Annotated in this window: 10 protein-coding genes; 5 read left to right on the top strand and 5 right to left on the bottom strand. The window is 56.3% G+C overall.

Going from position 1 to position 13,522, the window contains the following annotated elements; translation table 11 throughout:
* Positions 1–70: 70 nt before the first annotated feature.
* A complete protein-coding gene (locus ACMHXI_RS04490) occupies positions 71–1,384 on the bottom strand; it encodes an ammonia-forming cytochrome c nitrite reductase subunit c552 (protein ID WP_413734350.1) in 1,314 nt (437 codons plus the stop codon).
* Between the two features lie 618 nt (positions 1,385–2,002).
* Here ACMHXI_RS04490 and ACMHXI_RS04495 point away from each other — a divergent pair.
* From ACMHXI_RS04495 to ACMHXI_RS04515, 5 genes are read left to right on the top strand one after another with little or no spacing between them, the layout of a single operon-like run.
* Positions 2,003–2,164: a nitrate reductase gene (locus ACMHXI_RS04495; protein ID WP_025009643.1), complete on the top strand. Its 162-nt coding sequence runs from the start codon at positions 2,003–2,005 to the stop codon at positions 2,162–2,164.
* A gap of 38 nt (positions 2,165–2,202) precedes the next feature.
* The gene (locus ACMHXI_RS04500) at positions 2,203–2,460 is read left to right on the top strand and encodes a chaperone NapD (RefSeq protein ID WP_025009644.1); all 258 of its coding nucleotides are present in this window, start codon (positions 2,203–2,205) and stop codon (positions 2,458–2,460) included.
* 2 nt (positions 2,461–2,462) lie between these two features.
* Positions 2,463–4,952: a nitrate reductase catalytic subunit NapA gene (gene napA, locus ACMHXI_RS04505; protein WP_107004986.1), complete on the top strand. Its 2,490-nt coding sequence runs from the start codon at positions 2,463–2,465 to the stop codon at positions 4,950–4,952.
* Between the two features lie 13 nt (positions 4,953–4,965).
* Positions 4,966–5,442 (top strand): nitrate reductase cytochrome c-type subunit, encoded by a 477-nt coding sequence (locus tag ACMHXI_RS04510; protein WP_101058895.1) that lies wholly within the window; start codon positions 4,966–4,968, stop codon positions 5,440–5,442.
* A gap of 8 nt (positions 5,443–5,450) precedes the next feature.
* Positions 5,451–6,038, top strand: a complete 588-nt coding sequence (locus ACMHXI_RS04515) for a cytochrome c3 family protein (RefSeq protein ID WP_025009645.1) — start codon at positions 5,451–5,453, stop codon at positions 6,036–6,038.
* Between the two features lie 111 nt (positions 6,039–6,149).
* On the opposite strand, the gene ACMHXI_RS04520 is transcribed toward ACMHXI_RS04515, so the two are convergent.
* The 4 genes from ACMHXI_RS04520 to recB all read right to left on the bottom strand — a co-directional run bounded on the left by ACMHXI_RS04520 (position 6,150) and on the right by recB (position 13,521).
* Complete coding sequence (locus tag ACMHXI_RS04520) at positions 6,150–6,542, bottom strand: VOC family protein (RefSeq protein ID WP_101058896.1); 393 nt, start codon at positions 6,540–6,542, stop codon at positions 6,150–6,152.
* Between the two features lie 117 nt (positions 6,543–6,659).
* A complete protein-coding gene (locus tag ACMHXI_RS04525; protein ID WP_413734133.1) occupies positions 6,660–7,670 on the bottom strand; it encodes a D-alanine--D-alanine ligase in 1,011 nt (336 codons plus the stop codon).
* A 215-nt stretch (positions 7,671–7,885) separates the two neighbouring features.
* Positions 7,886–9,871, bottom strand: a complete 1,986-nt coding sequence (gene recD / locus ACMHXI_RS04530; RefSeq protein WP_248952071.1) for an exodeoxyribonuclease V subunit alpha — start codon at positions 9,869–9,871, stop codon at positions 7,886–7,888.
* Complete coding sequence (gene recB, locus ACMHXI_RS04535; RefSeq protein ID WP_413734135.1) at positions 9,868–13,521, bottom strand: exodeoxyribonuclease V subunit beta; 3,654 nt, start codon at positions 13,519–13,521, stop codon at positions 9,868–9,870. The genes recD and recB overlap by 4 nt, the downstream gene beginning before the upstream one ends.
* Position 13,522: the final 1 nt, after the last annotated feature.

The following is a 13,522-nucleotide window of genomic DNA, read 5'->3' on the forward strand; positions in this document are numbered from 1 at the left end:
ATTCTCCAATCAAAATTGCATGTTTTGATTAAGGCTTGGCTCTCATCCCGGCTATTGTTCACCTTGCCGCTCAATAGCCGAAGTTTGCAGCCTTGGACCAATGTTTTTTAACTTCGGTCTCGATAAAGGCTTGCTTCTCCTCGGTCAGTTTTTCCAGCTCTACGCCTATGGCGGCCTGCGCCTTGGCCTTGGTACTGTAGTCCGGATAATCGACTCGGATTACGCCAAGGTCGGCATTCAGCTTGCTCAATATCTCTCTGGCAGTGCGGATCTGCTCTAAGCCCTTGTCCAGCAGGGCTTCACCCTCTTTGGCGTTGTGGGCGTGAATACCGTGGGATGACATGGCAAAGTCCCAGCGCCACTGTGCATGTCGTATCCCCATGATGGCATACCCTATCTGTTGCCATTGGGCTCCTGCCTTCCAGGCGGCGCCGGCTTCATAATGGGCCTTGATAAGCAGTTCCTGTAACTGCTGCGCCTTGGCTTCCAGCAGCGCCTTGTTGTCGGTAATCAGCTGGGTAATTTGCTGCTGACTCTGGTGACAACTGCTGCAATTGGCCGCTTCAAAGTCCGGCAGATGGTTGGTTATCTTGTGGTTGGTGAAAGATTTGCCGTCGGCGCTGGTTTCCTGGGTCATATGACAGGTGACACAACTGATACCAGCCTTGGCGTGGGCGCTGCGATTCCAATGTTCAAACTCGGGATGGCGCGCCTTCACCAGCGGCGTTCTCGATACCGGGTGCACCCACTCGAAAAACTGCCGGGCATCATAATACTTTTCTATCTCATCGGCGCTGTTGCCGAAGATCCAGGGGATATTGACCTTGTCCTGACGCTCAGGCTGGAAGTAATAAGTGACATGGCATTGGCCGCAAACCTGTGATTGCTGCATCGACTGATTTTGTTCACCAAAGGGTTTGTGCACTTTGGCCATGGCGTCCTGGGCATGAGGTCTTGGCAGTGTCAGTTCAGCTGAGCCCTGGGTATGGCAATCGGAGCAGTACACAGGGTTTTGGATTTCCGGACCCAGCTCGGCAAAGCTCTTGGCCGAGAAGCCTTCGACGCCCAGCTCTTTCATCAGCCTGGGCGCATCCGGCGTCTTACAGGTCCAACAGCTGGCCGACAGGGCTGTTTCACCAGCCTTGGGGCTAACACCACTGCGTAGACTATGGCTGACATCGGCGACGGCAAAGTGATGCCCTCTGGGGCTATGGTACTCCTCGGCATAAGCCGAGCCAGCCCAGAGGATGACGCTGGCGGGGTTTTTCTCAAGCATATCTTCCCGCTGCAGTTCTTCGGCGGTTTGGGCCCAGGTCTGATATTGCAGGCTCGATGTTTTGTCTGCTGCGACAACGGAAAATGACAGGCTCAGGCCGAGCAAAATGGGGAGTGTGGCAGCAGAGTGGGGGAAGGGATTCACTAAAGGCTCTCCTTGGTTGGGCGACGTACAATCAGGCGTGTGAAGTCTGCCCTGAAATTAAAAGACTTAACTAAAATGCATGATAATGCTAAGGCTCCACGCTAGTTGCTTCAACTGCAAGATACTGTTTTTACTGAGTTCTGTGACATAGAACAGGATTCTGTTTCGCCCTTGATTGTCGATCTATGCCTTTGAAGCCTGCCCAGGCTGGGCTCTACTCCCTAATGGATATTTTGCTTATTTCGTTGGTTTTTTGACCTCTCTTTATTGGCGAAATAGCCACTTCTTTGCTGTATTTCATGTAAGCCTGAATAGCTAAAAACGGAAAATGTCGAAATTACAATCGATTGAGGCGGTTGAAAGCTGTGATATCCGTCTTTTGCCGGCTATTTATATGATCCAGATCAACGGCATCAGGTGTTTACCAACTTGGGGGTATACAGTTTGTTAACACTTTGCCTTTATGATTGAAATCGAAAAACAAGTTGCATTTCAAAGGCGGCTTTAATCTGCCTGGCTTGGCGGCCGTTGCCCTGGAACAGCACAGCAGCAAGCCATCTTCATAGCGCCTAGGGAGGAGCCATGAGCGAGACACCGAGTACTGATGAAAAACGTCTGGAGCTGAAGATATTTATCTTCCTGACGGTTTTTTTGGCACCCCTGCTGTCGGTTTTACTGGTCAGCGGTCTGGGTTTTGCCATCTGGTTCAGTCAAATTTTAACCGGTCCACCGGGAGCCGGTTAACGCCAGCATAACGAGAGTCCTTAAAACAGGGGAACGAGATGAGTAGGGAATTGCATGTCAGCAGCCTGATCCTTCAGGTGATGCCACCCAAGATGGCCAGCGTTCGTCAGCAAATTCTGTCATTCGGCAATGCCGAGTTGTCGGTTAACGATGAAAGCAAGCTGGTTGTGGTGCTGGAAGGCCCGACCGAACAGGCGATCCTCGCCACCATGGACAAGATCAATGCCCTCAAGGGCGTGATCTCCACCGCTATGGTGTATCACCAGTGTGAACAGCTCGAAGAGGAAGAGCAATGAAAATGAACAGACGCGAATTCATGAAGGCCAATGCCGCCATGGCGGCAGCCGGGGTCGCCGGATTGGCTTTACCTGCCACAGCCAGCAACCTGATCACCAGTTCAGAGCACACCCAGTTAGATTGGAACAAGGCGCCGTGCCGCTTTTGCGGTACTGGCTGCTCTGTGATGGTGGCCACCCGCGAAGGCCGGGTCGTGGCGACCCATGGCGATGCCAACAGTGAGGTCAACCGCGGCCTCAACTGCATTAAAGGCTACTTCCTGTCGAAGATCATGTATGGCCATGACAGGCTGCAGACTCCCATGCTGCGGATGACAGACGGCAAATACGACAAGCACGGTGAATTTACCCCTATCAGTTGGGATCAGGCCTTTGACATCATGGCCGAGAAGTGGAAGCACACCATCAAGACCAAAGGGCCGACGGCGGTGGGCATGTTTGGTTCAGGTCAGTGGACGGTTTGGGAAGGTTATGCTGCTTCCAAGCTGATGAAGGCGGGTTTCGGCTCCAATAATATCGATCCCAACGCCCGTCACTGTATGGCCTCGGCCGTGGGCGGTTTTATGCGTACCTTTGGCATGGACGAGCCCATGGGCTGCTACAACGATATTGAAGCTGCCGACGCCTTTGTGCTTTGGGGCTCCAACATGGCCGAGATGCACCCAATCCTCTGGAGCCGGGTCACAGACAGACGCCTTAGCGCGCCCCATGTAAAAGTCTCTGTGATGTCCACCTTCGAGCACAGAAGCTTTGATTTGGCCGACTTGCCGATTGTCTTCACGCCGCAAACCGATCTGGCCATTCTCAACTATGTCGCCAACTACATCATCAGCAATGACAAGGTTAATTGGGACTTCGTCAACAAGCATGTGAACTTCCGCAGAGGTACAACCGATATCGGCTATGGCCTGCGGCCCTCACATCCGTTGCAGCAAAAAGCCAAGAACGTGGCCACCGCCGGTGAATCCACCCCGATGGACTTCGATCAGTTCAAGGCGTTTGTCGCCGATTACAGCCTGGAGAAGGTCAGCAAGCTCTCGGGCGTACCCGAACATAAATTGCTGGAGCTGGCGAAACTCTACGCCGATCCCGAGGTGAAGGTGACCTCCTTCTGGACCATGGGCTTTAACCAGCATACCCGCGGGGTTTGGTGTAACAACCTTATCTACAATATCCATTTGCTGACCGGCAAAATAGCCACCCCGGGCAACAGTCCGTTTTCACTCACAGGTCAACCTTCAGCCTGCGGTACTGCGCGGGAAGTGGGCACCTTCTCCCATCGCTTGCCGGCGGATCTGGTGGTGAATAATCCAGAGCACCGCAAGATTGCCGAGACCATCTGGAAAATCCCTTCCGGGATCATTCCGCCCAAGCCAGGCTACCACGCGGTAGAGCAGAACCGGCGTCTGAAAGATGGCGATCTCAACTGCTACTGGGTGCAGGTGAATAACAATATGCAGGCCGGCCCCAATATCAACGAAGAAGGCTTGCCAGGATACCGTAATCCGGAAAACTTTATTGTGGTGTCCGATGCTTACCCAACGGTTACCACTCAGGCCGCGGATCTCATTTTGCCCACCGCCATGTGGGTGGAGAAAGAGGGCGCCTATGGTAACGCCGAGCGCCGCACCCAGTTCTGGCATCAGTTGGTGACAGCGCCCGGACAGTCTCGCTCGGATCTCTGGCAGTTGCTGGAGTTTTCCAAGCGCTTTACCACAGACGAAGTCTGGTCCGAGGCTGTGTTGGCGGCCAATCCCGAATACAAGGGCAAGACCTTGTATGAAGTGTTGTACCAGAACGGCAATGTCAATAAGTTCCCTCTCAGTGAAAGCGACAGCAAGTACCTGAACGACGAGGCCAAGCACTTTGGTTTCTATGTGCAAAAGGGGCTTTTTGAAGAATACGCCACCTTTGGCCGTGGTCATGGTCACGACTTGGCTCCCTTTGAAATGTACCACCAGGCCCATGGTTTGCGCTGGCCTGTGGTTGACGGCAAAGAAACCCTCTGGCGCTACCGTGAGGGCTCGGATCCCTACGTTAAACCCGGCAAGGGCTTTGAGTTTTATGGCAAAAAAGACGGCAAGGCGGTTATCTTCGCGCTGCCATACGAGCCGGCGGCAGAATCCCCGGATGCAGAATATGATCTCTGGCTCTCTACCGGGCGGGTACTTGAGCATTGGCACTCAGGCTCCATGACCCAGAGGGTACCCGAGCTCTATCGCGCCTTCCCGGATGCCGTGTGCTTTATGCATCCGGATGATGCCAAAAAACGCGGCCTGCGCCGAGGTGATGAGGTCAAGGTAGTGTCCCGCCGCGGCGAGATACTGACCCGGGTGGAAACCCGCGGCCGCAACAAGCCACCGGTGGGTTTGGTGTTTGTCCCCTGGTTCGATGCCAGTCAGTTGATCAACAAGGTGACTCTGGATGCCACGGATCCGCTGTCCAAGCAGACCGATTTCAAGAAGTGTGCCGTGAAAGTGATGAAGGCCTGAGGAGGATAAGAAGATGAAATCGAATCATACCCTGTTGGCCTTCGCTGCACTTATGACCACTTTGACTGTCAACGCTGCCGGTATTCCCGAAGATAAGGTGGCGACTTTGCGTCAGGCGCCGCTCAATAGCCAGCCGACACCGCCTGTGATGCAGAAGGTGAGAAATACGGATATCAAACAGACCCGTAACTATCCGATGCAACCGCCGGTTATACCGCACAAGATAGACGGCTACCAGCTGGATCTTAAGGTCAACAAGTGCATGTCCTGTCATGCCCGCAGTCGCACCGGCGAATCGCAGGCACCTATGGTGAGCGTGACTCACTATATGGACAGAGACAATAACTTTCTGGCCGAGTTGTCGCCCAGACGTTATTTCTGTACCCAGTGCCATGTGCCGCAACTGGACGCCAGATTGATGGTGGAGAATGACTTTGTCGATATGGATCACTTGCTCAAGTCCGGGGCTGAAAACCCAGCCAGCCATTAGGAGTCGCTATGTTTGAGAAACTGAAACAGATATGGCGGGTGCTGAACCGGCCCAGTGTTCACTTCAGTCTGGGTTTTCTGACCCTGGGAGGCTTTGTTGCCGGGATCATCTTCTGGGGTGGTTTCAACACTGCCTTGGAAGCCACCAACCAGGAGGCCTTTTGTATCGGTTGCCACGAGATGGAGAACAACGTCTATCAGGAGCTGAAGACCACCATACATTTTACTAACCGCAGCGGGGTGCGGGCGACCTGTCCGGACTGTCATGTTCCCCATAATTGGACCGACAAGATAGCCCGTAAGATGCAGGCTTCCAAAGAGGTGTGGGGCAAGGTGTTCGGCACCATCAATACCCGGGAGAAGTTCGAGTCCAAGCGGCGCGAACTGGCCGAGCATGAGTGGGCCAGACTCAAGGCCAACGACTCGCTGGAGTGTCGAAACTGCCATAACTTCCAGTATATGGACTTCACCCGTCAGTCACAGCGGGCGGCCAATATGCACTCCACCTCGCTGGCAAGCGGTGAGAAGACCTGTATCGACTGCCACAAGGGGATAGCCCACCACCTGCCGGATATGCAGGGAGTGGAAGGCTTCTGAGCCCAAAGCTATGGGCAGAGCCTATTGCTTCATAAAAAAGCGCGCCGGACTTTCCCGGCGCGCTTTTTTATCTGTTAAATCGCCAGTCAAAAACCATGATTAAGCAACGCCTTATTGGCCGCTCTGCTGTTGCCGACTCAAGAGTTTAAGTTCTACTTGATTGCCGTCCGGATCGTAAATATAGATAGAGCGGCTGTATCCCCGGGCGCCATATTTTTCCGAAAAGCCTTCATGGTGCACGCCGTGTTGCTCCAGGTGTTGCAGCACTGAGGCTTCATCCTTGGCGGCAATATTGAGGCAGAAGTGCGCCATATTGAGGCCTGCGGGTTGATCGCTTCTTGGCACCAGATCGATAAGGGCACCGCCGAATCTCAGTTGCAGCAGGCTAGGGGCGTCGAGCCGCCGCTCGAACCGAGCCCCCAGCACTTGGGTGTAGAATGCTTCGCTGGTTTCCAGACTGCTGCAGATCAACACCAGATGATCTATATCTATCGCACTGAACATAAGATCTCCTGCATGCCGTCACACCTATTGTCAGCTTAGCAGGATAAAGAACACCCGCGCGAGTGGCGGGTGTGGTTTTGCTTCGGTCCGGTTGGTGCTTGGCTCAGGACTGATGCTTTACTTGAGCGGTTCGCTCAGATGGCGTCTTATGTTACTCACCAACCACTCGCTGACATCATGGCCATTGTTGCTGAGCATCTTGGGGAACATGGAGATGGGCGTCATGCCCGGGAAGGTATTGATCTCATTGAGCAGTATCTCGCCTTCATCGGTAAGGAAGAAGTCGATACGCGACAGGTGGGACAGCTTCATGCCCTTAAAGGCGCGAATGGCATAATCGCGTATGGTATCGATTTGCGCTTGGCTCAATTCGGCCTCGACCTTGGTCACCGCCTTGCTCTTGGCATCATACTTCTCATCGAAGCTGTAGAAGGTGTTGTTGGCGCAGATGATCTCACCCGGCACTGTGGCTATCACTTCACCCTGGTATTCATATACGGCCACTTCCAGCTCCCTGGCTTTGATGGTCTTTTCCACCACCACGTAGGGGGAGTAACTGAAGGCTTGCTCCAGCACCGAGGGGATATCATCGCCGTTGTCCACCCGGTAACAGCCGACGGATGACCCTTGGGATGCCGCCTTGATAAACAGTGAGCCCCATTCATTCAAGGCCTCACGGCAGCGGGTGTTGGCCGCTTCACCGGCTTCACTGAGAAACAGATAAGGGGTATTGGGGATGCCGAGCGCACTGAACCACATCTTGGCCGTGACCTTGTTGAAGCAGTTGCTGCTGGGTTCGGAGCCGCAACCGAAATAGGGCAGGTTGATCAGATTGAAATAGGACTGAATATCGCCGGTCTCACCCGGATAGCCGTGAATGCAAGGGATCACATAGTCCACCGGCCAGCTGGGCTCGGCCTCATCGAAGCGCACTTCACGGCGATTGGTCAGCTCGCAAACCTGGCCCTGCTTGGTGTGGTAGTGGCCGGCGGCGTCCAGCTCCAACCTGAGCACTTCCATGTCGGGAATATTTGCCAGGCAGCTTTCGATATAGTCAGCCGACATCAGAGAGATACTGTGCTCGGCGGCCCCGCCGCCACAGAGTAACAAGATATGGGTTTTGCTCATGAATTCTCCTGACTGAGCGGCCTGATAAATAACCTTGGCCGATATTATGCCTGCTTAGACAGGCCTTGAGTATAACGGCAGCTGACGCAGGCTCTCATCTGGTTATTTTGCCGCCAGAGTGAAACGGGCCGTATGGCATCTGGCCCGGTTGCTGTTCTCGCTATCGTCCCAGCCAGTCGCGGCCAAAGCCGCCATAGCCACAATCTCTGCCACAATCACTGCCACAGCCTATCGGCCAGCCCTGAGGCCCGGCGCGTGAGGCGACGACAGGCGCCGTCAAACACTGAGCTGTTGCCCAGGCAGCAAAAATGTTGTTTGGCGCGGGTAATGGCGGTGTAGATCAGCTCCTTGGTGAGCAGTTGCAGCTGCGCCGGGCTCGGGCTCGGCGGCAACACCAAGGCCACAGAATCAAATTCACTGCCCTGGGACTTGTGCACTGTCATGGCAAAACAGGTCTCGTGGCCGGGAAGACGCGCCGGCAACACCTTGAGCACACTGCCGTCGGCCTGAATAAAGTGCGCCAGCAGCCTGTTGCTGTCTCGGTCGGGCAGAATAACGCCGATATCGCCGTTAAACAGCCCCAGGTTGTAATCGTTGCTTTGGATGATCAGCGGCCGGCCCGGATAAAACTCCTGCTGCGGGGCGATCAATCCGGCCTGTTTCAACACTTGTGTCAGTTGCCGATTGATCCCCTCGACACCGAAATCGCCGCCACGGGTGGCGCACAGCAGTCGAAAGCGGTTGTAACGGGCGATGATCTCCTCGGCGCTGATGTCCGGCCTGTGCACCACTTCCAGATAGTCGCGGTAGTGCTCACAGGCTTGGCTGAGAAGCTGAGCCAGCCCCTGCTGCTGTTTACCGATTTCCAGCCACTCAAGCTCCTGATAGCCGCCATTCCAGGCATCAGTTATCGCGGTGCCATCACTGAGGTTGACCGCCTTGGCCAGCACGCCTATGCCGGCATCGCCGCGGAATCTGTGGCTGTGACGCAGCATACAAAGATTATTGCCTATGCCGGGGGCGAGATTGACGCAATCGCTGAGGTCAAAGCCGGTGAGCCTTGTCAGTGTTGCGGCAAACTCGGCGCTGTAACGCATGCGCCAGTCCTGCTGGTGGCGCAGACCGGCGCAGATATCGGCGAGCACGGCGCCGGCTTCCACAGAGGCCAGCTGATCCTGATCCCCGAGCAGTATCAACCTGGCATTGGCGGGCAGGGCATCGAGCAGCCGGTCCATCATAGGCAAGTCCACCATGGAGGCTTCATCGACAATCAGCAGATCCAGATGCAGCGGGTTGTCCTGGTGATGACGGAATTTGTGCGAGCCGGGGATCACCCCCAGCAGACGATGCAAAGTGGCGGCTTCTTCGGGGATCTTGTCTATGGCGCCAAGGTCAAGCTCGGCGGCAAAGGGAAGAAGTTCTTTGGCCAGGCGCTGTTTGGAGGCCTTTATCGATTCGGTCAGGCGCGCAGCCGCCTTACCCGTGGGGGCCACCAGACGTATGTTCATCTCACTGCCGAGACACAGGAGCATCAGTAGCTTAGTGACTGTGGTGGTCTTGCCTGTGCCCGGGCCGCCGGTGATCACCGCCAACTGGCGACAATAGGCGGTGGCGGTGGCGACTTTTTGCCAATCGCGTTTGCCGGAATTTTCTCTATCAGTTTGAGTTTCGCTATCAGTTTGAGCTGCATCATTAGTCGCTTGGCCAGTATGGCTGGCGGGCGGCAAAAACAGGCAATCCAGCGCGCGCCGCACTTCGTCGGTGGCGGGGTATTCAGTGGCGGCCATGGCGGTGAGTCGCCGGGCGACCCGGCACTCAAAATCATAATAGCGTTTGAGGTAGAGGCGGCCAGCGTCGAGGATCAAGGGTTTGTCTTCACCCGGGGCGCCGACGGCGGCAAAATTGGCCACCGCCAGCTCAAGGCTTGCCGGGTCGGTATTGAGGCGCACACTGGGGTGGGGCTCTGCGAGCGGATTATCAAACGCTATGCTCCCCAGTGGCAGGCAGGCGTGCTGCGATGATAACTGGCGGCTCAGCAGGGCGCACAGCAGCAGAAACAGCGGCGATGGCTCCCGGTGAATGGCGGCCATCTGCAGCGCAAAGTGGCGGTCGAGCGCCGTCAGCAGCCGCTGCTCTTCCCATTGCTTGAGCAGCGCAGTAACAGCTTGGCTGCTTTGCAGTATTGATGGGCTATCTGTCATAGACTCAACTCCAACTGAGGGGCGCTCGAGGGCGACTCACCCTTGAGTAAGGCATCCAGGGCCAGGATCACCGCTTCATCCGGCCTGTCCACAAACACCCCGGCGCCGGGATGGGCCGCGGACATGCCCCGTAAAAACAGATAACAGCAGCCGCCGAAATGGTTTTGATAACAATAGTCCGGCAGTTTGAGGCTCAGGTATCTGTGCAGCGCCAGGCTGTAGAGTAGGTACTGGAGATCGTATCTGTGCTCGCTGATGGCTGCGGCCATCTTGTCCTGGCGGTAATCGCTGAAATCGTCCCCCAAATGGTTGGATTTATAATCGGCAATATAGAAACGGCCCTGATATTCAAAGGTAAGATCGATAAACCCCTTGAGCATGCCCTTGAAGGCATCGAAGCGCAGTTCACCGCCATAACCGTGCTTGGCCAGCAAGCGACTGAGCTCGGTATCGATAAGCTGGGTATCGCCGCCAATGGGCAGATAAAACTCCATCTCCACCAGCTTTTGGCGCTTGCTGAGGTCGCCAAGGCGCAGACTCTGCCCCTGGGGCAGAGCGATGTCGGCGTTAAGCAGATCCCGATACCAGTCATAAAGCACATCTTGCCAATCGCTGTCGATGCCGTATTGCTGCATCGCCTGGGGCAGATGCAGCAAGAGCTCCTCCTCGGCCTGGGTAAAGTCGATTTTCTCCAGTACCAGGTGCATAAAAGAACCGGCATTGGCGCCGCGCTCGAAGCTGAAGCGGTTGGCTTGTAAGACATCCTGTGGTTCATAGACAGAGGCCGGCTCGATTTCAAACTCCTCATCACCGGCGCCCGGCAGCACCCGTTCGTGGGGCAGATGTTTGACCAAGCCGGAATAGCTGCCGACCCGCCAGGGCGCGCCTTGACGCGCCGCCGGCACCTGGGCACAAAGTGGGCTTTGGGAGTGGCTTTCAGTGCCTTGAAGGCGACTTGGGTCTGCATCGCCTATCCCGGTCAAGGAGATAGCCTCGCAAACAAGGGATGCGGCGGCGCTTTGCAACCTGTCGCCGTCACAGTCCTTGTCTTCAATGTCGAGCAGATAGCCTATGGCGGTGTCTTTCAAAAAGCTGTTTATGCCCGTCTTGTTCATGCGGCAGTGATTGGCCAGCCCCAGATAACAGCGATATACGGGCCGGGTCAGCGCCACATACAAGAGGCGCAGATCTTCGGCCAGCGTCTCGCGTTTACAGGCTTCCCAGCCTTCGTCACTGGCGTCCAGATCCCAGACTAATTGATTGTCCTTGTGGTACAGCATGGGCGAGGGGCGGCGACTGCCGTCGCGGGCCAGGCTGACAAAGGGGATGAAGCACACAGGATATTCCAGCCCCTTACTCTTATGGATGGTGACTATCTGCACCAGGTTTTGCTCGCTGGCGAGTCTCAGTTGCTGCTCTTCACGGCTTTGGCCGGAGAGCAGTTCCTGCTCAAACCAGTTGACCAGGGCGCTCATGCCTTCGAGTTCGGTGGATTTTTGCTGCAGCAGTTCCGCCAGATGACGAAAATCGGTGAGACGCCGCTCGGCGTTGGCCTCACGGCCGAGCCGTTCCAGCAGTTGCCAGTGATCCGCGAGATTGAGCAGCGCCGGCATGATGCCGCGGCGGCTCCAGAGCTCATGCAGCGACATGAAGGTATCGAGCACCTCGGCGCGCAGTGTCTCAGATTGGTTGAACTCATGGATCTTATTGGCGCTGAAGCCCAGCAAGCGGCAGGCCAGTGCCGAGCGAATCGCCCGTTCATCCCTGGGGCTGGCGAGCGCCTTGAGGATAAGGGCGATTTCCCGCGCTTCCTCCGTGACCATTACCGAGTCGCGGCTGAGGAACACGGCGCCGATCTGGCGGCTATTGAGCGCTTGTTGCATGACGGCGGCTTCATTTCTGTCGCGCACCAAAATGGCGATATCCCGGGCGCGCAGCGGCTGCTCACTGCCGGTGAGGCGGCACTCGCCGCGGTTGGCGGCATTGAGCAGGCGCACGATTTCGGCGGCGGTATCTTCGGCCAGCAGTTTACGGGCCTGGGTCTTGTTGAGGCCTTTGTCCGGATCTTCCTTGAGCAGCCTGAGCTGCAGCGCCGCCGAGTCTCTGCCGGGCGCGAGCAGCTGTTTACTGCCAGCGTCATTGGCCTTGACCGGCTCGAACGGGATGGCGTCGCTGATAAAAGGATCGCTGCGACCGGCAAACAGGCGGTTGACCGCTGCAATCATGTTGCAGGCCGAGCGGTAGTTGGTGTCCAGATTATAGTGATCGGCGGTATTGCGCCTGGCCTCAATATAGGTATAGATATCGGCGCCGCGAAAGGCGTAAATCGCCTGCTTGGGATCGCCTATCATCAACAGCGTGCGACTTGGATCAGGCTTGGGTTCAGGCTCGGCGCCGGCATCCGCATCCTGCTGCGGCAATTGCGCCGGGTAGATGCCGGAGAAAATTGCAAACTGCAGCGGATCCGTATCCTGAAATTCGTCGATAAGTGCCACCGGGAAGCGTTTGCCTATTTCCTGCTTGAGCTGCTCACCTATGGCAAGGCCGCTATCCGGCGCCGTCTGGGTCAGGCCGTCTATGGCCTTGGCCAGGGTCAGCAGCAGATCGTCCGGGCTCAGCAAGTTGCGCTCGGCCTTGAGCTCGGCAAAACGCTCGGCTATCTGGGCTCTTGCCTGATAGAGAAATGCCGGAATAAGCGAGTCTACGCTGTCTCTGAGCGCTTCTATCTGCGCCAGTAGCGGCGCCTGTTGTGCTGTAGGGATTTCGCCGCCTTTTCTCAGTTTCAGTGACCCGAGAGCCAGGCTGTCCAGGAGTTTCGGGGTCGGCAGCCCCTGATGATACTTGGCCCAGTTGTCCATCTGCTCCAGCATGGCCGTGAGCTTGGGGTAGCCATCGGCCTGCTTGCCATAGCTGGTGCCGTTGAGCGGCAGGCTGTGGAGCAGGGCCTCGGTGGCGTCCCTTTCTCTTGGCCAGCTCAGTCGTAGCCTTGCGAGCTGAGTCTGCAACTGCTCGGCATATTGGTCGAATTTCCCCGGGTCGCGGTTGGCGCTCGCTTGACTGGCGCCGAGCAGCGGTCTCAATTCGCGCCCCAGCGCATCCGGAGTGGCGTAATGGGCGGCTATCGCGGTCGCCAGCGCTGTTGGCAGCCGATAGCAGACATGGCGCCAGAAATCGCGCACACTCTGGCGCAGATATTCGCTGTCATCCAGGGTAAATTCCGACTCGAACAGCAGCGCCGACTCAAAGGCCATATCCGAGAGGATCCGCTGGCAAAAGCCGTGAATGGTAAAAATGGCGGCTTCATCCAGGCTCTTGAGCGCCAGATCCAGCTGCTTGAGGGCGGTTGCACGCTGCGTTGGCGGGCAGCGCTGATAAAGCTGCTCGATAAAATCGTCTTTGACGCTTAAGCCGATAAAGCGCTGATAACAGCTGCGGATCCTTTTGCGTATTCTGTCGCGTAGCTCTTCGGTGGCGGCGTTGGTAAAGGTGACCACCAGGATCTGCTCACAGCTGAGGCCAGGGCGCTCAAAATCACCCAGCAATAAGCGCAGATAGAGGCCGGAAATGGTGTAGGTCTTGCCGGTTCCGGCACTGGCCTCAATCAGGCGCCGGCCGCTCAGCGGTAAACTCAATGGCTCCAGTGCTTGCATA

It is taken from the genome of Shewanella sp. BJSY2023SW005, assembly GCF_047314585.1.
Lineage (GTDB): Bacteria > Pseudomonadota > Gammaproteobacteria > Enterobacterales > Shewanellaceae > Shewanella > Shewanella algae.